Consider the following 19635-nt stretch of genomic DNA (forward strand, 5'->3'; position numbering starts at 1 on the left):
CGGGGTGCGTCGGGATCCGATTGCAGGTGAACGGCATGAGCGAGGTCACATCGGCGTCCGGCGCATAATGGCCACTCATGTGTCGGAACGGAGAGGCTGAGGCATGAGCGCGGACCTGTCGGCTTATCGGAACGACTTCGCCCGAATCGAGAACAAGGTCGCCGGTGAGTTCGACGCCGGTCGCCATGGCCGGGTCCTGGCGGGCTGCGTCGTCGTCCTGACGGTGTGCCTGTTGCTGCCGCAGACGTCGTCGGCGTGGTCGTGGACGGTCTTCGGCAGCTGGTTCGGCGACACCGCCCCCGTGGCTGTGCCGCTGCGGATCTTCGCGGTACTGGCCCTGGTGTTCGGTGTGGTGATCTCCACGCTGGCGTTGTGGTTGCGGCGGTGGAAGCTGGCGTCGCTCGCGATGCTCGGCTCCGGCCTGTCGTCGTTCTTCGGGTTGCTCGCCTACTGGTCGCAGGCAGGGATGATCACGAACGCACCGCATCATCCGACCGTCGCGTTGATCGCCGAATGGCTGGTGATGATCGTGATGACGTGCCAGTGGCTGCCGGTCGTGCTGAGCCGGTCGCCCACGGACGTGCCGCCGCGACCGCATCCACTCCAGGCCGGTCGGCGGTAGGTCAGCGGTCGACGAGCGAACCCATCTTCTTCGCCAGGAACTCGATGCTGCGGCGCGGCATGAATCTGGCAAGCAGGTCGAGCATCGTCGCGTCCTTGCCGATACACACGCGGAAAGCGCCCTTCTCGATCGCATCGGCGATCCGGCGGGCGGCTTCGGCGGACGACGTGATCTTGACGGACGCATCGGTGCTGCGTCCCGGGATCGCGGCGCCGGAGTTCTCGGCGATCCCCGTGCGGACGGCTCCGGGGAACACGAGCGTCACCGCGACCTTCGTGGTGCGGAGTTCGGCGTAGAGACCTTCGGTGAGAAGTTTGACGGCGGCCTTGCTCGCGCCGTAGACCGACTGGCCCGGCACGGGCACGAAGGCTCCCATGCTCGAGACATTGAGCAGGCTCGCTTCGGGCCGGGTGAGCAGTGCGGGCAGGAACGCCTTGCACATGTGCACGACACCCCAGTAGTTGACGTCGAGGACCTTGTTCATCTCGTCGTACGGCAGCTCCGCGAACGGGACGAACTTCTGGATGATGCCGGCGACGTTGGCGACGCCGTCGACCCGTCCGTGCGCAGTGGTCACCTCGGTCACCAGCGCTTCGACGGCAGCGCGGTCGGAGACGTCGACCGTATGGGTGGTGAGACGGTCGTCGTACGCAACCGCCAATGCACGGGTGCCGTCGAGCGCCTCGGTGCGGAGATCGACCGCCGCGACCCGCGCACCACGCACGAGTAGTTCGAGGACGACGTCGCGTCCGATCCCGTTGCCTCCCCCGGTGACGACGAAAACCTTGTCACGGATCTGCATGCTGCCTCCTCGTGTCGTTGGATCCAGTCGATCCGGCCCGTCGCACCGTCGCCACCCGAGGTGTGCGGGCCGATATCTGCGGGTACCCCTTCGGACACGAGTCTGCCCAGCGTACGGAGGTGGAAATGACGACGTCGAAGAAGAAGGACGACGAGGTGCTCGAGGACCCGCCGGGTCCGGTCGATCACGGCCGCGACGGCGGCATGGCGACCCGGGAGAACGCTCCGGATGTGGTGGAACGCTCGGACGAGAAGGACGACCGCCCGACACCCGATACGACGTGAACGGCCACGAGGACGCCGTTCGGACCGATAGGTTGGGTACATGCAGTTCGCCGCACCTGCAGATCAGTACGACCGATTCATGGGCAGGTACGCCCCGACGCTCGCGCCGGCGTTGGCGGATGCCGCCGGGGTGACGGCGGGACGGCGGGTCTGCGATGTGGGCTGCGGGCCGGGTGGACTCGCCCGGGAACTCGTCGCGCGGGTCGGTGCCGCGAACGTCGCAGCGATCGACCCTGCACCTCAGTTCGCGGCCGCATGCCGGGACATCGCACCGGAGATCGACGTACGTGTCGGTGTGGCCGAACACCTTCCCTGGACGGAAGGAGAGTTCGACTCCACGATGGCCTGTCTGGTCCTCGGGTTCATGAGCGATCCCGAGGAAGGTGTGCGGGAGATGGCGCGGGTGACACGCCCCGGGGGCACCGTGGCCGCATGTATGTGGGACACCACGGCGGGCGGAATGACGATGCTTCGTATCTTCTGGACCGCGGTGGGAACGGTCGATCCCCACGCTCCCGGTGAGACGACGATGGCCGGAACTGCCGAGGGCGACATAGCCGAGCGATTTCGCCGGGCAGGCCTGACCGAGACGGTCGACGGCGCGCTCTCTGCACGCGCCGAGTACGCCGACTTCGACGACTTCTGGGAGCCGTTCACGTTCGGCATCGGACCGGCAGGCCGATATCTGGCGACGCTTCCCGACCGGCAACGCCTCGCGGTCCGTGACGCGTGCCGGGCAGCCCTTCCTTCCGGCTCCTTCTCGCTCGACGCCCGAGCCTGGTATGCACGGGCCACGGTCCCGGAAAGCCCTTCTACTGCGGTCTGATCCCGTCCGTTCGGGCGAGCCGACGGCCACCACGAGAGGAAGTGCATGGGACGCATCCGGAAACGCCGGTTCGCAGCACTCACACTGGTCGGTCTCGTTCCTACGACTCTGCTCGGTGCGGGCATCGCACGCGGCGACCTGCCGATGAATCTGGCCATCTCCGGTCAGGACATCTCCGGGACCATCGGACTGGTCGAAGCCGAAGGGATCCAGGTGTTTCCCCGTCGCGTCAGCAGTTCGGCAGGCGACCTTCCCACAGCTGCGCTCCGGGTCGAGTCGTCGGTGCTGTCCGACGTCTGCCTGGCCACCATCGCTCACGGCGTGCCGGTCCTGGGTGACGTGACGATGACGATCCGCGTTCCGGGACCCAACACCACCGCGAGGAGCGTGGTGCTCGACGCCGTCTCCGTCGGCGGGTCGATAGATGCCGCCGACGTCCGTCTGGGTGTCGACGTCTCGAATCTCGCCGAGGTGGAGACCTCCCTGACGCCGGGCATGGCGATGGGCGGCTCGGTGATGACCGAGGCGCGAGTCCGCGCGGTATCCATGACCGCGACCTCCATGAGCGTGCAGGGCCTGCAGATGGACGTCCGGACCGGAGCCCACGAGTGCTGACGACCGCTACCGGCACTCGGCGGGAACGGTTCCGCGAGTGGCGACACGAACGCCCCTTCACCGGCGCGACGCTGCTGTGTGTCTCGGCGGTGCTCCTGCTGTTGCCCGCCTACACCACCTTCCGCGTCGGAGACGTCCTGGTGTCGATCAGCACCATCTCGGGCGTCTCCACCCTGTTCCTCGGAGCGCTCATGGCGTTGTGCGGCGTGGGAGTGCTGGTGCGGCCGGGCCTCCGTGTTCCCGCAGGCGTCATCGCGATGCTGGTCGCGCTCGTGGCGCTACCCGCGGCCAATTTCGGAGGGTTCCTGCTGGGCACCCTGTTCGGAGTGGTGGGAAGCAGTGCGGTCCTGGCGTGGACCGCTCAATCCCGGCGCAGCAGGTAGGTGTCCATCACCCATCCGCGCGCCCGTTTCGCGCGGATGCGGGCCTCACGAATGACGGGGAGTGTCTCGGCGAGCGGACCGTCGACGAGTTCTTCGTCGCTCGTCCCGAGATTCGCACCCCACCAGATGTTCCACCGGCCTTCGAGGTCTGCACAGGCAAGGCCGCCGTCGAGCATCACCACGACGTTCGCGGCACCCCCTGCGACATCCCGCATCAGCCTGCGTCCGGTGGTGACGGTGATCGGCCCGCCGATGGTGTTGAGCACCAGACGATGCCGGGCCGCCAGCAGTTGCACACTGCTGACTCCGGGAACGACGTCGTAATCGAACCGCACGTTCCCTCGCCCGAGGATGCGGTCGACGACACGAATCGTGCTGTCGTACAGGCTCGGGTCTCCCCATACGAGGAATCCGACGGTTTCGTCGTCCCGAACCTGTTCGAGCAGAACGGATTCGTAGGCTGCGGCGCGGGCGGCGTGCCAGTCGCGCACCTCGTCGCCGTACCGGTCCGGATTCCGGTCGCGGGGCGGGTCGGCCACCACGATCACCCGATGCGCACCGGAGGTGTGGCGGCGCAGGATGTCCTCGCGTACCTCGACGAGATCGTCCACGCCCCGGTTCTTGTCGGCCACCAGGAAGACGTCGACGCTTTCGAGGGCGCGCACCGCCGCCACCGTGAGATCGTCCGGTCCTCCGGGTCCGATACCGATGAGCCGAACTCTCAAGCGCGGTCCTCGAGATCACCTTCGACGTCGAGATAGGCCTGCTGCAGGCTGTTCACCGTCTCGGGGTCCGGTTCGGCCCACAACCCTCGATCGGCTGCCTCGGTGAGGCGTTCGATGATGCCGCGCAACGCCCACGGATTCGCTTCGCGGAGGAACTCCTGGTTCTCCGGGTCGAGTGCATAGTTCTGTGCGAGCGATTCGTACATCCAGTCCTCGACCACGCCGGCGGTGGCGTCGTAACCGAACAGGTAGTCGACGGTGGCGGCGAGTTCGAACGCGCCCTTGTAGCCGTGCCGGCGCATCGCGCCGATCCACCTCGGGTTGACGACCCGCGCCCGGAAGACCCGCGCGGTCTCCTCCGCCAGTGAGCGTGTCCGCACCGCGTCGGGTGTGGTGGAGTCGCCGATGTACGCCTTCGGGTCGGTGCCCGTCAGTGCCCGCACCGTCGCGACCATGCCGCCGTGGTACTGGAAGTAATCGTCCGAGTCGGCGATGTCGTGTTCACGGGTATCGGTGTTCTTGGCCGCCACCGCGATCCGGCGGTAGTTCGTGCGCATGTCGTCGGCGGCCGCAACTCCGTGCACACCGCGCCCGTAGGCGAATCCGCCCCACGCCGTGTAGACCTCGGCGAGATCGGCGTCGGTGCGCCAGTTGCCGGAGTCGATGAGCTGCAGGATGCCCGCACCGTACGAGCCGGGCTTCGACCCGAAGATGCGGCGCACCGCACGATCGGCGTCGCCGTGCTCGGCTTCGTCGCGCCGGGCATGCGCTCGCACATAGTTCTGTTCGTCGGGTTCGTCGAGGGCGGCGACCATGCGGATCGCGTCGTCGAGCATGCCGATGACGTGCGGGAACGCATCGCGGAAGAAACCGGAGATACGGACGGTCACGTCGATGCGCGGCCGGTCGAGTTCCTCGAGCGGAATCACGGTCAGTTCACGGACCCGGCGCGACTCGGCGTCCCATTCGGGACGCACTCCGATCAGTGCGAGCACCTCGGCGATGTCGTCGCCGGCGGTGCGCATCGCGGATGTCCCCCACACCGACAGGCCCACCGACTGCGGGTACTCCCCCGTATCGGCGAGATACCGCTCGATCAGGTTGTTCGCGAGTGCGACGCCGGTGTCGTACGCGAGCCGGCTCGGCACGGCCTTCGGGTCGACGGTGTAGAAGTTGCGGCCCGTCGGCAGCACGTTGACCAGGCCACGGAGCGGCGAGCCGGACGGTCCGGCAGGGACGTACCCGCCGTCGAGGGCGTGCAGGACGGCGTCGAGTTCGGCGGTCGTGCCCGCGAGGCGAGGCACCACCTCCTCGGTGGCGAAGGCGAGTACGCGAGCGACCTCGGTATCAGGATGGCCGAGGACGGATTCGACGATGCGCGAAGCGGACTCGGTACGCCAGTCGTCGTCCTCCATGGCCTGCACGAGCGACCGCGCAACGCCTTCGATTCCGTCGACCTCGGCCAGTGGGGCCTCGGGCTTCAGTCCGAGTGCCGTGCGCAGACCGGGCACGGCGTTGCTCTTACCGCCCCATACCTGCGCGGCACGCAGGATCGACAGCACCAGATTCACCCGCGCCTCCCCGACCGGCGCGGCGCCCAGGACGTGCAGGCCGTCGCGGATCTGGGCGTCCTTGACCTCGCACAGCCAGCCGTCGACGTGCAGCAGGAAGTCGTCGAACTCGGCGTCGTGCGGGCGGTCGTCGAGCCCGAGATCGTGATCGAGTTTCGCGGCCTGGATCAGCGTCCAGATCTGAGCCCGGATCGCGGGCAGCTTGGCCGGGTCCATCGCCGCGATATTGGAGTACTCGTCGAGCAGTTGCTCCAAACGCGCGATGTCACCGTACGATTCGGCGCGCGCCATCGGCGGGATCAGGTGATCGACGATGATCGCGTGGGCACGGCGCTTCGCCTGTGCGCCTTCGCCGGGATCGTTGACGAGGAACGGATAGATCAGCGGCAGATTGCCGATGGCCGCGTCGGTCGCGCACGCCGCGGACAGGCCCGCGTTCTTCCCGGGCAACCATTCCATCGAACCGTGTTTGCCCAGGTGAACCACGGCATCGGCACCGAAGCCGTGCTCGACCCACTTGTACGCGGCGAGGTAATGATGCGACGGCGCCATGTCGGGATCGTGGTAGATCGCCACCGGGTTCTCGCCGAAACCGCGCGGCGGCTGGATCATCAGCACCACGTTGCCGGCCTGCAGGGTCGCCAGCACGATTGCCTGGTCGTCACCGCTGCCGTCGACGAACAGCGACCCGGGGGCCGGCCCCCACGTCTCGGCGATGGCGTCGGTGAGCTCGGCCGGAAGATCGCCGGTCCACGCGAGATAGTCGGACGTGGTCACGCGCACCGGGTTTCCGGCCAGCTGGTCGGCGGTGAGCCATTCCTCGTCCTGTCCACCGGCATCGATCAGGGCGTGGATGAGGGTGTTGCCGGCCTCGGTGTCGTCCTCGAGGTCCATGCCGGGAAATCCGTCGCCGAGGTCGTATCCGGCATCGCGTAGAGCGCGCAGCATGTGGATCGCCGACACCGGGGTGTCGAGACCGACGGCGTTGCCGACCCGGGAATGTTTGGTCGGGTAGGCGGACAGCATGATGGCTATCCGGCGCTGCGGCGGCGGTACGTGTCGCAGTCGTGCGTGCGCCACCGCGATACCGGCGACGCGACGGCACCGTTCCGGGTCGGTGACGTAGCGGGGCAGTCCGTCGGCGTCGAGTTCCTTGAACGAGAACGGCACCGTGATGATGCGGCCGTCGAACTCGGGGACCGCGATCTGCGTGGCCGAATCCAGCGGCGACACACCGTCGTCCGACTCCGCCCAATCCTCGCGACTCCAGGTCAGGCACAGGGCCTGCAGGATCGGGATGTCGAGCGCGGCGAGCGCCCCGACGTCCCATGCCTCGTCCTCACCGCCGGCACTCACCGTGGCGGGTTTGGTTCCACCGGCTGCCAGCACCGTCACGACGAGCGCGTCGAGGGTACCGAGTTCGGCGAGGAGATCGGTGGGTGCTCCGCGCAGCGACGCGCAGTGGATCACGACGCCGCGGGCCGTGCCGGTGGCGTCGATGGCGTCGGCGAGATCGTGCGCGAACTGGACGTTTCCGCTGGTGTGGTGGGCGCGGTAGAACAACACGCCCACGCGGGGCAACTCTTCGCCCGCCGGCCTCGCAGGCCGGTCGAGCACGCCCCATTCGGGCAGTTCGGCAGGCGGTTCGAAGCCTTCACCGCCGAGCAGCACGGTGTCGGTCAGGAAGGCGTGCAACTGATCGAGATTGGTGGGTCCGCCGTGCGCGAGATAGCGATGTGCCTCGGCCGCAACGCCGATCGGAACCGTCGAATACTCCATGAGTTCGGCGTCGGGTGTTTGTTCACCGCCCAGGACGACGACCGGCACCCCGGTTGCCAGCACGGTGTCGAGTCCGTCCCGCCAGCTGCGTGCGGAACCCAGTATCCGCACGACGACCAGGCCCGAACCGTCGAGCAGCGCGGGAAGTTCGGTGGGCACGTCGAGGCGCGACGGGTTGCCGAGCACCCAGTCGGCACCGCTCGACCGGGCCGACAGCAGGTCGGTGTCGGACGTCGACAACAAAGTCAGGCGCGTCACGACGCAACCCGAAAACACAGGCGTACAGCCATGTTCAGTCTCCAAAACCCTCGTGGACCTCACGTGCCGTGGCCGGTCTCCTGGCTGACGGGTCGTCGCTGCTGCGCCGACCTTCCCGGACCGAGATCCAGTGGCCTCCGTACCGGCGGACCGGTACGGACGAGGGCGAGCAACTATCCGCTCACAGTGGCGAGGGCCGCGCCGGTTTCTCACCGGCTTCCCGAGCACCACGGCAAACCGAGAGTAGCGCACGTTGCCGGGAAGGTGTGCAAGCATGTGCGTCCGTGGATGCTCTCCCACCCTCTCTTCCTCCCGATCGGTGTCCCGGAATCCTCCGCCCGCACGTCGCTGCGGACGGGGCGCTGGTGCGCCTGCGTGTGCCCGGAGGACAACTCCCCGACGGCGCGCTTCGGGCATTGTCCGCGGTCTCGGTTGCCTGTGCGGACGGCGACGTGCACCTGACGTCGCGTGGAAACCTGCAGATCAGAGGTATCGAACTCGACGAGTGCGGAGGCGTGCCGTCGGCCCTGTCCGAGGCTGTGACCGCGACGGGTCTGTTGCCCTCGGCGAGTCACGAACGGGTGCGCAACATCGTCGCGTCTCCCCTCACGGGGCTCTGCGGAGGACTCGCGGATGTACGTCCGCTCGTCCGTGAACTCGATGCCGGGTTGTGTGCCGATCCGGCGCTCGCCGACCTGCCGGGACGGTTCCTGTTCGGCATCGACGACGGTCGCGGGGATATCGCCGCGATGCGCTGCGATCTGACCGCAATCCTCCGCGACCCCGCCGTGTCGACGATCGTGATCGGCGACCTCCGAGGACCGACGGTGCCGCTCGCGCAGGTGCCGGCGACACTGATCCGGCTGGCCCGGCACTTCGCCGGGATCCGGGATTCGGTGTGGCATGTGCGCCAACTCCCGCGTGCCGGAGCCGAGATCGGGGGCCGGGATCCAGCGCCCCGTCCACCGGCCTGCACGATGCCGTACGGCACACTCGGCGGCGCGGTATCGGTGCTGGTCCCGCTCGGAATTCTCACCCCGGGCATGGTGGCCGCCCTGCCGGATCGGGGTGTCGTCGTCACACCCTGGCGAGGACTGGTTCTTCCGGCGGAATCGAATCCTGTTGCGCTACGGGAAGCCGGCTTCGAGACCGCTGCCGAATCGTCGTGGCAGCGGGTGACCGCATGCACGGGAGCACCCGGGTGTAGCCTCGCCGAGGGTGACACCCGAGCGCTGGCTCGCCGGCTCGTCGCCGGAAACACAATCGATTCCCGAATTCATGTCGTCGGCTGCGAACGCGCCTGCGGCGCGCCGCACTCGCCTCATCGCCTTGCCTTCGCCAGGAGCACACCGTGACTCTTCCACCGCCGCACCCTGCCCACGCGTCCGCGCCGCCTCGCCGGTACGACTACATCACCGACGGTGCCGAGATCTACGTCCGGTCGTTCGCGACGATCCGCGCCGAATCGGATCTGACCGCGATCCCCGCGACGGCGGAGAAGGTCGCGGTCCGGATGATCCACGCGAGCGGACAGACCGATCTGGCACGGGATCTCGTGATCCATCCCGATCTTGTTCCGGCCGCACGCGCTGCGCTGAACGCGGGCGCTCCGATCCTCACCGACGCGAACATGGTGGCGTCGGGAGTCACCCGCACACGACTGCCCGCCGGCAACGACGTGGTGTGTCTGCTCGCCGATCCGCGTGTCCCCGAACTCGCCGAGCGCTGGGGCACGACCCGCTCCGCTGCGGCGGTGTCCCTGTGGGCCGACCGCCTCGAGGGTGCAGTCGTCGCGATCGGTAATGCCCCGACGGCCTTGTTCCATCTCCTCGAGATGCTCGACGCCGGCGCCCCCCGGCCGGCCGCGATCGTCGGGGTGCCCGTCGGGTTCATCGGCGCCGCCGAATCCAAGGAAGCGCTGCTCGACCATCGGCTGCAGATACCCCATCTGGTGGTGCGGGGCCGCCGCGGCGGGTCGGCGATGGCGTCGTCCGCGATCAATGCACTCGCGCAGGAGAAGGAATGAACGACACGGTGTCCGGCAGGTTCTACGGAGTGGGCCTCGGCCCCGGCGATCCCGAACTCATCACGCGTAAGGCCGCGCGGTTGATCGCCGAGGCGGACGTCCTCGCCTACTATTCCGGCACGCACGGCCGGTCCATCGCCCGGTCGATCGCCGCCGACCTCATCCCGGACGGGATGATCGAGGAACTGCTGGTGTACCCGGTGACGACGGGCACCACCGATCACCCGGGCGGGTACGACGGCGCGATCGCCGATTTCTACGACGAGTCCGCCGCCCGGCTGGCCGCCCATCTCGACGCGGGACGCACCGTGGTGGTGCTGTGCGAGGGCGACCCGTTGTTCTACGGCTCGTACATGTATCTGCACGACCGCCTCGCGCCGCGATACCCGACGGAGGTGGTACCGGGTGTGACGTCGGTGTCCGCTGCTGCGGCTGCCGCAGCCGAGCCGATGGTCCGCCGCACCGACGTGCTCACCATCCTGCCGGGCACGCTTCCCACTCCGGAGCTGGCACGTCGGCTCGCCGACACCGACGGTGCGGCGATCATGAAGCTGGGCAGGACGTTCCCCGCCGTCCGGGAGGCGCTCGCCCAGTCCGGTCGACTCGACGACGCGGTCTACATCGAACGCGCATCGATGGACCGGCAACGCATCCTGCCGGTCGCCGAGGTCGACGCGGACGCGGTGCCGTACTTCTCGGTGATCCTCACCGCCGGTGACCGTGCGCCGAAGAACCGCGAGATCGGCGACCGGTCCCGGCCGGTCGCCGTGGAGTCGCCGGAAGCGGATGTGACGAACGAGTTGCTCGTCGTCGGGCTGGGACCGGCCGACGAGAAGTGGCTGACACCCGAAGCGGCGGACGCGCTCGCGCAGGTCGATCACGTCGTCGGTTACGGACCGTACGTCGACCGCGTTCCGGTTCGCACCGGGCTGCACCGTCATTCGAGTGGCAACACCGTGGAGGTGGACCGCGCGCGATTCGCGCTCGATCTCGCCCTGTCCGGCGAGAAGGTCGCCGTGGTCTCCGGTGGTGACGCCGGGGTCTTCGGCATGGCGTCGGCGGTCTTCGAGGCCGCGCAGGACGAGAAGTACGCGTCCGTACCGATTCGCGTCCTGCCGGGTGTCTCCGCGGTGCAGGCCGTGGCAGCGCGCGCCGGCGCCCCGATCGGTGGTGACTTCGCGGTGATGAGCCTGTCGGATCGCCTCAAGCCGTGGAACGTGATCGAGAAACGACTGGCGGCGGTCGCCGAGGCCGATCTCGTCCTGGGTATCTACAACCCGGCGTCGCGCTCGCGCACCACGCAGGTCGCCGATGCGAAAGCGGTACTGCTGAAACATCGTCCGGCCGATACCGTCGTCGTGATCGGGTGCGATGTGGGACGGCCCGGCGAGTCGCTCGAGGTCACGACGCTCGAGAAACTGGATCCGGCGAGCGTCGACATGAAGTGCCTGCTCATCGTCGGCGCGGCGGGTACGTCGGTGACGTCGACCGGTGCCGTGTGGACGAAACGGTCGGTCGACGTTCGGATTCCGGAATCGTCCACCACCGCGTGACGTGCGGTGTCCACCCCGGATCGTCGACAGGTTCGCTCTCCGAAACGGGGTTCGCCCCTGCTGCGACCGTGGCGAACCCCGCTTCGGTGCGCGCGGATGAAACGCTATCCGAGTCCGTGGCGTTCGCGGGCGGGGTCGTAGAGGTGCGAGCAGGCGACGTCGGGTTGCTCCCGTACCCCGAGTGCCCGTCCGACGACGATCACCGCGGTGTGCTTCAGCCCCGCTGCCTCGACGCTGTCGGCGATGTCCGCGAGGGTGCCGCGCAGCACGATCTGGTTCGGGCGTGATGCGAACGCGACCACCGCGACGGGGCAGTCGGCACCGTACTCCACCGTGAGTTCCTCGGCTAGGACGCGGATGCGCGTGATCGCCAGGTGCAGGACGAGACTTGCCCGGAGCCCGGCGACCCGCGCGAGCGCCTCGGTGTCGGGCATGGCGGTGGAGCGGGCCTGGGTGCGGGTCAGCACGACCGTCTGTACGAGTTCGGGGACGGTCAGTTCGGTACCGAGCGCCGCGGCCGCCGCGGCGTAGGCCGGAACACCGGGCGTGACGTTCCAGGGCACACCTGCGGCGTCGAGTCGTCGCGTCTGTTCGGTGAGCGCGGAGTACAGTGACGGGTCGCCGGAGCACAGCCGCACCGCATCGAGCCCGCGCCGGTGTGCGTCGACGAGGTGGGCGGTGATCTCGTCGAGGTCCAGATGTTGCGTGTCGATCAGTTCGGCGTCGTCACGGCAGTGCGAGAGGGTCTCGGCATCGAGATAGGTACCGGCGTACAGAACGACCGGGACCTCGCGGAGCAGGTTCACCGCTCGTAGCGTGAGCAGGTCTGCCGCTCCCGGTCCGGAGCCTACGAAATGGACTGTCATCGTTCACCTTTCACTGCACTCCATTGCACCACGGGCCGTTGCGCGCGCCAGCCGGTGAATGTTCCGATCGGATCGGCGTGTTCGACGGACAGGCGCACGAGTTCACCGCCGTGCACCTTCCACCACCGCACCAGGACGGCCTCGGTCTCCAGGGTCACCGCGTGCGCGACGAGCCGTCCGCCGGGAGTCAGTGCGTCCCAGCACGCGTCGAGCACGCCGTCGCGGCTTCCTCCCCCGCCGACGAAGATCGCGTCGGGTGCTTCGAGACCGGCGAGCGCAGCAGGGGCGGGCCCGCGGACGACGCGGACGGCGGACGGCACACCCAACGCGGCGGCATTGCGTTCGATCGCGTCGGCGCGACCCGCATTGCTCTCCACCGAGATCGTGTGGCAACGGGGATCGGTGCGTGCCCATTCGATTCCGACGGAACCGGCACCGGCACCGACGTCCCACAGCAGCTCCCCCGGACGCGGCGCGAGAGCACACACGGCGGCGAGACGCACGGTCCGCTTGCTGAGCTGGCCGTCGTGTTCGAACAGCTCGTCGGCGAGACCGGGCGCTGCCGACAGCCCTGCGGAACCGTCGGCCTCGATGCACAGCAGACTCAACGACGGAACCGATGCGTTCACGAGATCGTCTGCTGTCGAATCGATCCGGGATTCTGCATCCGCTCCGAGATTCGACAGCACCGAGACACGGGAGTTGCCGAACCCGCCGTCGGACAGCAGCGCCGCGACGTCCGGCACCCGCGCTCCGTCGACGAGAACCACGAGCCGCCGGCCGCGGGTGAGAAACCTTCGCAGTGAGTCGATCTCGCGTCCCACCACGGTGACCGTCTCACATTCCTCCGCAGACCAGCCCATGCGGGCGCGGGCGAGCGCCACCGAGGACACGGCGGGGATCACCCGCACGGCGTCGCGGCCCAGTCGACGGATCAGGGTGGTGCCGATCCCGGAGACCAGCGGATCGCCCGACGCGAGGGCGACGACATCCCTGCCTGCGTGCCGCTCGAGGAGATCGTCGAGGCCCGGCAGCAGCGGCGACGGCCACTGCTCGCGCATCGCACGCCCGGCGGGGACCAGGTCGAGGTGCCGCCGGCCGCCGAGCAGAACGTCGGCGGCGAGTATTCGTTCCCGGACGGCCGAGGGCACGCCCGGCCACCCCTCCGCCCCGATACCGACGACGGTGATGCGTGAACCCATGGCGGTGAACCCTAACCGACGGCCTGCGGCTACACTCGGCCGCGGCAAGACAATCGAAGGTGCCCCTCACGGGGATAATCGGGAAGCCGGTGAGAATCCGGCACAGGCCCGCTGCGGTGACCCGGGAGTCGTCGATCATGCGCGTACGCGCAGCCACTGGACCACACGTCCGGGAAGGCGATCGCACGGCGTCCGACCGGGAAGTCCGAATACCGGCCTTCGAACAGCTTGCCGTGGAGAACATCCCAGCGGGAGCCTGTGGAGGTCGAAGTGCACGTGTATCCGTTCGGTGCGGTGGTCGGTTCCGACGACCTCGCGCTGGCCCTGACCCTGTGTGCGGTGTCGCCGTCGATCGGCGGTGTGCTGGTACGCGGCGAGAAGGGCACCGCGAAATCGACGACGGTGCGTGCGCACGCCGCACTGTTGCCGCCGGTCACCGTCGTCGAGGGATGTCGGTTCTCGTGCGATCCGACCGCACCCGATCCGTCCTGTCCGGACGGCCCTCACCCTGCCGATGCGGCCGCGCATCTCCGGCCGGTGCGGCTCGTGGAACTACCCGTCGGGGCGGCGGAGGATCGCGTCACCGGCTCGCTGCATCTCGGCAAGGCGCTGTCCGAACGCAGGGCCGAGTACGAACCCGGTCTCCTGGCCCTCGCCCATCGGGGTGTGCTGTACGTCGACGAGGTCAACCTCCTGCACGACCACCTGGTGGACCTGCTGCTCGACGCCGCCGCGATGGGCCGCTCCACCGTCGAACGTGACGGTGTGTCCGTCGAACACGCTTCCCGGTTCGTGCTGGTCGGAACGATGAATCCCGAAGAAGGCGAACTGCGTCCGCAACTCCTCGACCGTTTCGGGCTCGCCGTCGACGTGGCCGCGCCCCGCGACCCGCAGGTGCGTGCCGAGATCGTGCGGCGGCGGATGGCCTTCGACGCCGATCCCGCCGGATTCACCGCCCGGTGGGCGGATCGGGACGCCGAATGGTCACGAGGCATCGTCGCCGCGCGCGAACTCGTCCCGCAGGTCGTGCTGAGCGACGACGCGCTGGTCTCGATCGCCGAGGTGTGCGCGGCCTTCGACGTGGACGGCATGCGCGCCGACCTCGTCACCGCTCGCACCGCGATCGCACACGCGGCGTGGCACGGGCGTACCGAAGTGACGCGCGAGGACATCGCGGCAGCGGCGCGGCTGGCATTGCCGCATCGGCGGCGGCGCAATCCCTTCGATGCACCCACGAGCAGCGAGGATCTACTCGACGAACTGCTGGGCGAGGACGACACCGACCCGGATCCCGATCCGGGCCCCGACGATCCCGGTGGCGGTGAGAGCGCACCCGGCGAGACTGCGGGCGATGTGTCCTCCGACTCGGCCGGCCGATCGTCCTCCACGCTGTCGTCGGCATCGGATCCGTATCGCACCAGGGTGTTCTCCGTCGACCGGGTCGGACACGGTGCGGCCGGTCGCCGGTCGCGGGCGGTCACCACGATCGGCCGTACCGTGGGCAGCCGCCGCGGCGATTCCGGTCCCGTCCACCTGCCTGCGACGATTCGCACCACGGCGTTCGCCGACAAGGACGGTTGGCAGCTTCGCCGGAAGATCGTCGAAGGCCGCGAGGCCAATCTGGTGCTGCTGTGCGTCGATGCCTCCGGCTCGATGGCGGCACGCAATCGCATGGTCCAGGTCAAGACGGCAGTCCTGTCGTTGCTGCTCGATGCCTACCGTCGCCGCGACACCGTCGGTCTCGTGACCTTCCGCGGCACCGGAGCGACGGTCGTGCTGCCGCCGACGAATTCGGTGGACGTGGCCGCCGCGCGCCTGCAGGAACTCCCCGCCGGCGGACGCACGCCGCTGGCCGAGGGCCTGATCGAGGCGGCCGAAACCGTGCGGCGCCATTCGCTGCGCGATCCCGATCGCCGCACGCTTCTCGTCGTGGTCACCGACGGTCGCGCCACCGCCGGCCCCGACGCCGTCCGTCGTTCGCTCGAGGCCGCGGACGTGATTGCCGCTCAGGGAATCTCGTCGGTCGTCGTGGACTCCGAGACCGGCCGGTTCCGGATGGGGCTCGCGATGCGTCTGGCCGAGCGCCTCGGTGCCGAGTATGTACCCGTCGGTGAGGTGGACGCCGACGCACTTGCCGGAATCGTCAGGGAAAGGGCCGCCTGATGCCCCAGGGACAACCCACCGTCGTGCCCGACGACGGTCTCACCACCCGCCAGCGTCGCAACCGGCCTCTGCTGATGGTCAACACCGGTGACGGAAAAGGAAAGTCGACAGCGGCTTTCGGTCTCGCTCTGCGGGGATGGAACCAGGGATGGTCGGTCGCCGTCTTCCAGTTCGTCAAGTCCGCCAAGTGGCGACTCGGCGAGCAGACTGCCTTCGAGACTCTCGCCGGCCTGCACGACGAGCGGGGTACCGGTGGTCCCATCGAGTGGCACAAGATGGGGTCGGGCTGGTCGTGGTCGCGTAAGGAGGGCACCGAGGAGGATCACGCCGCCGATGCGCTCGCCGGGTGGCGCGAGATCCAGCGACGTCTCGCCGTGGAACAGCACGGGTTGTACGTGCTGGACGAGTTCACGTATCCGATCGACTGGGGCTGGATCGATATCGACGAGGTCGTCGAGACGTTGACCTCGCGACCGGGGCGCCAGCACGTGATGATCACGGGTCGCCGGGCCCATCCGAAGCTCGTCGAGGTCGCCGACCTCGTGACGGAGATGACGAAGGTGAAGCATCCGATGGACGCGGGGCAGAAGGGCCAGCGAGGGATCGAGTGGTGAGAGTTCCACGTGTGGTCGTCGCCGCACCCGCGTCCGGGCACGGCAAGACGACTGTCGCCACCGGTCTCATGGCCGCTCTGCGACGGGCCGGACACATCGTGTCGGGCCACAAGATCGGTCCCGACTACATCGATCCCGGTTACCACTCGCTCGCCACCGGGCGGCCCGGTCGCAATCTCGACCCGCACCTCGTCGGCGAAGACCTCGTCGCCCCCCTCTTCCTGCACGGCGCCGCCGGCGCGGACATCGCCGTGATCGAAGGCGTCATGGGGTTGTACGACGGGATGATCGGCACCGACGGGTACGCGTCCACCGCCCATACCGCGGCCCTGCTGTCCGCGCCGGTGATCCTCGTCGTCGACGTCTCGCACGCCTCCCGGTCGATCGCGGCGATCGTGCACGGCATGGCGTCCTACGATCGCGGCACCCGGATCGCCGGTGTGATCCTGAACAAGGCCGGATCCCGGCGACATTCGGACGAGGTGATCCGCGCTCTCGAACCGACCGGCATCCCGGTCCTCGGAGTCCTCGGCCGCGACGACGGCATCACCGTCCCTTCACGGCATCTCGGACTCGTGCCGGCCGAGGAACGCGGTGAGGCGACAGCGCAGGTCGATCGGCTCGCGGCGCAGATCGCCGAGCACATCGACCTCGGTGAGATCGTCGGTATCGCCTCGATGGCACCGGACCTTTCCGCCACGGCCTGGGATCCGGGATCCTCCGCGGAGAACGGACCGGTGATCGCCGTCGCCGGTGGCCGGGCCTTCACCTTCCGGTACACCGAGACCGAGGAACTGCTGCGAGCCCACGGATGCCGGCCCGTGGCATTCGACCCGCTCCGTGACGAACGGCTTCCCGCCGGCACCGCAGGCATCTACCTCGGTGGGGGCTTCCCCGAGGTACATGCCGCCGACCTCGCCGCGAACGCGCCTCTACGCGCGCACCTGCGCGACGCGATCGCGGCGGGGGTTCCGACCGTCGCCGAATGTGCCGGTCTGCTCTATCTCGGTCGTGACGTCGACGGGCACGAGATGGTGGGCGCGCTCGACGCCTCGGCGCGGATGACACCGCGCCTGACACTCGGCTACCGCACGGCGATCGCCCCGCAGGACACTCTTCTCGCTCCTGCCGGCAGCCGCGTCACCGGCCACGAATTCCACCGCACCGTGGTCGATTCCGGCGCGTCCCCGGCGTGGCTGCTCGACGGCCGGCCGGACGGCGTCGCGACCGCGACCGTGCACGCCTCGTATCTGCACACGCACTGGGCCGGCCATCCCGAGCTCGCACGACGATTTGCAGACGCCGCACAGGCAGCGGAACCCGCGCCCGAACCCGTCTCCACACCGGCACGTCGTCGAACACACGAACCCGACCTGCACCATCACGGCGACCGCGACGCGACCGAAGGCCTGGTCGACCTGGCCGTCAACGTCTCGCGCCGGCCACGACCGGCCTGGCTCGACGACGCCCTGCGTTCCTCGCTCGACCGTCTCGATCGTTATCCCGACCCGAGCGACGCCCGCGCCGCCCTTTCCGTCCGCCACGGCCGCAGCCTCGACGAGGTTCTCCCGACGGCCGGAGGCGCCGAGGCGTTCACGCTGATCGCCAGGGCGCGAGCATGGCGGAGACCGGTGGTGGTGCACCCGCAGTTCACCGAACCGGAAGCGGCGCTGCGGGTGGCCGGGCATCGCGTCACGCGGGTCGTGCTGCGCCGCGAGGACGGGTTCGTCCTCGATCCGGCTGCGGTTCCGGAGGACGCCGACCTGGTCGTCGTCGGCAATCCCACCAATCCCACCTCGGTGCTGCATCCGTCCGGCACGCTCCTGGCACTGGTGCGACCGGGACGGGTCGTCGTCGTCGACGAGGCGTTCATGGACGCCGTTCCGGGCGAGACGGACTCGCTGACGGACCGGCCCGTTCCGGGGCTCGTGGTGTTGCGGTCGCTCACCAAGACCTGGGCGATCCCGGGCCTGCGCGCCGGATATGTCGTCGGCGACCGCGAGGTGGTCGCGGATCTCGCTGTGCAGCAACCACCCTGGTCGGTGTCGAGTCCCGCCGCGGCCGCGATGATCGCGTGCGCGTCCGACGAGGCGGCACGCGAGACCGCCGTCATCGCCCGGGAGATCGTCGCCGACAGGGCGGTTCTCGTCGACGCGCTCTCCGGTCTCGGGATCCGCGTGGTCCCGGCCGCTACGGCCCCGTTCGTGTTGGCGGAGGTATCCGAGGGGACTCGGGAGAAGCTTCGGGAGAGGGGCTTCGCGCTGCGTCGCGGCGATACCTTCCCCGGTCTCGGAGACGAGTGGGTGCGCATCGCGGTGCGTGATGCCGCCACCACGGGGGCGCTCGTCGAGGCGTGGAGAACGATCCTGTGAAACACAGGGCCCTCGGGCTGGTGCTCGGTTACGCCGCCGACCAGGTCTTCGGCGATCCGCAGCGGTGGCATCCCGTGAGCGGCTTCGGGACGTTGGCGCGCGCCACCGAGAGCCGGCTCTATGCCGACAACCGTGCCTCCGGGGTGGTCTTCACCTCGGTGCTGGTGGGTTCCGTCGGAGCGGTGGGGTACGTCGCCGACCGCGCGACCCGCCGTCGCCCGGTGCTGTCGATCGCGGTCACCGCGCTCGCGACCTGGATCGTGCTCGGGGGCCGTTCGCTCGGGCACGAGGCCCGGACGATCGATGCCCAGCTGCGCGAGGGTGATCTCGCCGCGGCGCGGCGGCAGGTGACCCACCTGGTGGGTCGCGACCCGTCCCGGCTCGACGAGAACGGGATCGCCCGCGCCACGATCGAGTCGGTTGCCGAGAACACCTCCGACGCCGTCGTCGCGCCGCTGTGGTGGGGCGCGATCCTCGGTCCCGCCGGCCTGCTCGGCTACCGGGCCGCGAACACCCTCGACGCGCGTGTCGGCCACCGCACGCCGCGTCTCGAACGGTTCGGATGGGCCTCGGCGCGGTTCGACGACCTGCTCAACCTTGCCCCGGCGCGGCTGACGGCTCTGCTGGCCGCGGCGCTGGGGGACGACTCTCGGGGTGCGATGGGTGCGTGGCGGCGGGACGCGCACCAGCATCCGAGTCCGAACGCCGGACCGGTCGAGGCGGCGTTCGCCGGCGCTCTCGGCATCAGGCTCGGCGGCGCGAACGTCTATCACGGAGTGGTCGAGGACCGCGGCACGCTCGGCGACGGGCCTGCGCCGTCGCCGAGCGATATCGGACGGACCGCTCGGCTCGCCTCGAAGGTGGAAATCGGCGCCCTGGTGACGGCAGTCGCCGTCGCGCTCGCGTGCCGTCGATAGCTCCTTCCCGACCCTTCGCCCCCGGTCTTGTCGGTGGTTTCCCGCCCGAGGACACAG

The 19635-nt window shown here is 69.1% G+C and carries 17 protein-coding genes and 2 riboswitches; of the genes, 12 read left to right on the plus strand and 5 right to left on the minus strand.

What is annotated here, in order from left to right:
* Positions 1 to 103: 103 nt before the first annotated feature.
* Positions 104 to 622 carry an Rv2732c family membrane protein gene (locus tag A8G18_RS03450; RefSeq protein WP_016934728.1) on the plus strand — a complete coding sequence of 173 codons (519 nt, stop codon included), beginning with the start codon at positions 104 to 106 and terminating at the stop codon, positions 620 to 622.
* Between the two features lies 1 nt (position 623).
* On the opposite strand, the gene A8G18_RS03455 is transcribed toward A8G18_RS03450, so the two are convergent.
* On the minus strand, positions 624 to 1424 hold the full coding sequence (locus tag A8G18_RS03455; RefSeq protein ID WP_064062711.1) for an SDR family NAD(P)-dependent oxidoreductase: 801 nt from the start codon (positions 1422 to 1424) through the stop codon (positions 624 to 626).
* A gap of 125 nt (positions 1425 to 1549) precedes the next feature.
* On the opposite strand from A8G18_RS03455, the gene A8G18_RS22970 reads away from it, so the two are divergent.
* From A8G18_RS22970 to A8G18_RS03475, 4 genes are read left to right on the plus strand one after another with little or no spacing between them, the layout of a single operon-like run.
* Positions 1550 to 1708, plus strand: a complete 159-nt coding sequence (locus tag A8G18_RS22970) for a hypothetical protein (protein WP_016934726.1) — start codon at positions 1550 to 1552, stop codon at positions 1706 to 1708.
* A gap of 40 nt (positions 1709 to 1748) precedes the next feature.
* Entirely contained in the window at positions 1749 to 2534 is a 786-nt protein-coding gene (locus tag A8G18_RS03465) for a class I SAM-dependent methyltransferase (RefSeq protein WP_064062712.1), read from the plus strand.
* A gap of 45 nt (positions 2535 to 2579) precedes the next feature.
* A complete protein-coding gene (locus tag A8G18_RS03470; RefSeq protein WP_016934725.1) occupies positions 2580 to 3149 on the plus strand; it encodes a DUF6230 family protein in 570 nt (189 codons plus the stop codon).
* On the plus strand, positions 3143 to 3532 hold the full coding sequence (locus tag A8G18_RS03475; RefSeq protein WP_016934724.1) for a DUF6114 domain-containing protein: 390 nt from the start codon (positions 3143 to 3145) through the stop codon (positions 3530 to 3532). The genes A8G18_RS03470 and A8G18_RS03475 overlap by 7 nt, the downstream gene beginning before the upstream one ends.
* Here the strand turns inward: A8G18_RS03475 and cobF are convergent.
* Both cobF and cobN read right to left on the minus strand, forming a co-directional pair.
* Entirely contained in the window at positions 3511 to 4257 is a 747-nt protein-coding gene (gene cobF / locus A8G18_RS03480; protein ID WP_064062713.1) for a precorrin-6A synthase (deacetylating), read from the minus strand. The genes A8G18_RS03475 and cobF overlap by 22 nt on opposite strands.
* Positions 4254 to 7865 (minus strand): cobaltochelatase subunit CobN, encoded by a 3612-nt coding sequence (gene cobN, locus A8G18_RS03485; protein ID WP_064062714.1) that lies wholly within the window; start codon positions 7863 to 7865, stop codon positions 4254 to 4256. The genes cobF and cobN overlap by 4 nt, the downstream gene beginning before the upstream one ends.
* A gap of 53 nt (positions 7866 to 7918) precedes the next feature.
* Positions 7919 to 8112: riboswitch (cobalamin riboswitch) on the minus strand.
* Positions 8113 to 8230: 118 nt separating this feature from the next.
* Here cobN and A8G18_RS03490 point away from each other — a divergent pair.
* Genes A8G18_RS03490 through A8G18_RS03500 form a run of 3 tightly spaced genes read left to right on the plus strand, consistent with a single transcriptional unit; the run spans position 8231 to position 11444 of the window.
* Positions 8231 to 9220, plus strand: a complete 990-nt coding sequence (locus A8G18_RS03490) for a cobalamin biosynthesis protein CobG (RefSeq protein WP_084421418.1) — start codon at positions 8231 to 8233, stop codon at positions 9218 to 9220.
* Positions 9217 to 9891 carry a precorrin-8X methylmutase gene (locus tag A8G18_RS03495; RefSeq protein ID WP_016935773.1) on the plus strand — a complete coding sequence of 225 codons (675 nt, stop codon included), beginning with the start codon at positions 9217 to 9219 and terminating at the stop codon, positions 9889 to 9891. Before A8G18_RS03490 ends, A8G18_RS03495 begins: the two co-directional genes overlap by 4 nt.
* Positions 9888 to 11444 carry a precorrin-2 C(20)-methyltransferase gene (locus A8G18_RS03500; RefSeq protein ID WP_064062716.1) on the plus strand — a complete coding sequence of 519 codons (1557 nt, stop codon included), beginning with the start codon at positions 9888 to 9890 and terminating at the stop codon, positions 11442 to 11444. Before A8G18_RS03495 ends, A8G18_RS03500 begins: the two co-directional genes overlap by 4 nt.
* Positions 11445 to 11548: 104 nt before the next feature.
* Here the strand turns inward: A8G18_RS03500 and A8G18_RS03505 are convergent, their stop codons facing one another.
* Positions 11549 to 12310, minus strand: coding sequence for a cobalt-precorrin-4/precorrin-4 C(11)-methyltransferase (locus A8G18_RS03505; RefSeq protein ID WP_026003397.1), 762 nt, complete (start codon positions 12308 to 12310; stop codon positions 11549 to 11551).
* Positions 12307 to 13512, minus strand: a complete 1206-nt coding sequence (locus A8G18_RS03510; protein ID WP_064062717.1) for a bifunctional cobalt-precorrin-7 (C(5))-methyltransferase/cobalt-precorrin-6B (C(15))-methyltransferase — start codon at positions 13510 to 13512, stop codon at positions 12307 to 12309. The genes A8G18_RS03505 and A8G18_RS03510 overlap by 4 nt, the downstream gene beginning before the upstream one ends.
* Before the next feature lie 40 nt (positions 13513 to 13552).
* Positions 13553 to 13747, plus strand: a riboswitch (cobalamin riboswitch).
* Between the two features lie 35 nt (positions 13748 to 13782).
* Between A8G18_RS03510 and A8G18_RS03515 the strand changes: the two genes are divergently transcribed.
* The 4 genes from A8G18_RS03515 to A8G18_RS03530 are packed head-to-tail and all read left to right on the plus strand — an operon-like array spanning position 13783 to position 19578.
* Positions 13783 to 15675 carry a VWA domain-containing protein gene (locus A8G18_RS03515; protein ID WP_245207766.1) on the plus strand — a complete coding sequence of 631 codons (1893 nt, stop codon included), beginning with the start codon at positions 13783 to 13785 and terminating at the stop codon, positions 15673 to 15675.
* Positions 15675 to 16289: a cob(I)yrinic acid a,c-diamide adenosyltransferase gene (cobO, locus tag A8G18_RS03520; RefSeq protein WP_064062719.1), complete on the plus strand. Its 615-nt coding sequence runs from the start codon at positions 15675 to 15677 to the stop codon at positions 16287 to 16289. Before A8G18_RS03515 ends, cobO begins: the two co-directional genes overlap by 1 nt.
* On the plus strand, positions 16286 to 18661 hold the full coding sequence (gene cobBC / locus A8G18_RS03525) for a bifunctional hydrogenobyrinic acid a,c-diamide synthase/histidinol phosphate aminotransferase CobBC (protein ID WP_064062792.1): 2376 nt from the start codon (positions 16286 to 16288) through the stop codon (positions 18659 to 18661). The genes cobO and cobBC overlap by 4 nt, the downstream gene beginning before the upstream one ends.
* Complete coding sequence (locus A8G18_RS03530) at positions 18658 to 19578, plus strand: cobalamin biosynthesis protein (RefSeq protein WP_064062791.1); 921 nt, start codon at positions 18658 to 18660, stop codon at positions 19576 to 19578. Before cobBC ends, A8G18_RS03530 begins: the two co-directional genes overlap by 4 nt.
* Positions 19579 to 19635 lie beyond the last annotated feature (57 nt).

It is taken from the genome of Rhodococcus gordoniae, from assembly GCF_001646655.1.
GTDB classification, from domain to species: Bacteria; Actinomycetota; Actinomycetes; order Mycobacteriales; family Mycobacteriaceae; genus Rhodococcus; species Rhodococcus gordoniae.

Bases quoted from the DNA above. Each gene is read 5' to 3' on its own strand.
- A8G18_RS03450 (WP_016934728.1), top strand. From the start codon at position 104: ATGAGCGCGGACCTGTCGGCTTATCGGAACGACTTCGCCCGAATCGAG.
- A8G18_RS03455 (WP_064062711.1), bottom strand. From the start codon at position 1,424: ATGCAGATCCGTGACAAGGTTTTCGTCGTCACCGGGGGAGGCAACGGG.
- A8G18_RS22970 (WP_016934726.1), top strand. From the start codon at position 1,550: ATGACGACGTCGAAGAAGAAGGACGACGAGGTGCTCGAGGACCCGCCG.
- A8G18_RS03465 (WP_064062712.1), top strand. From the start codon at position 1,749: ATGCAGTTCGCCGCACCTGCAGATCAGTACGACCGATTCATGGGCAGG.
- A8G18_RS03470 (WP_016934725.1), top strand. From the start codon at position 2,580: ATGGGACGCATCCGGAAACGCCGGTTCGCAGCACTCACACTGGTCGGT.
- A8G18_RS03500 (WP_064062716.1), top strand. From the start codon at position 9,888: ATGAACGACACGGTGTCCGGCAGGTTCTACGGAGTGGGCCTCGGCCCC.
- A8G18_RS03505 (WP_026003397.1), bottom strand. From the start codon at position 12,310: ATGACAGTCCATTTCGTAGGCTCCGGACCGGGAGCGGCAGACCTGCTC.
- A8G18_RS03510 (WP_064062717.1), bottom strand. From the start codon at position 13,512: ATGGGTTCACGCATCACCGTCGTCGGTATCGGGGCGGAGGGGTGGCCG.
- cobO (WP_064062719.1), top strand. From the start codon at position 15,675: ATGCCCCAGGGACAACCCACCGTCGTGCCCGACGACGGTCTCACCACC.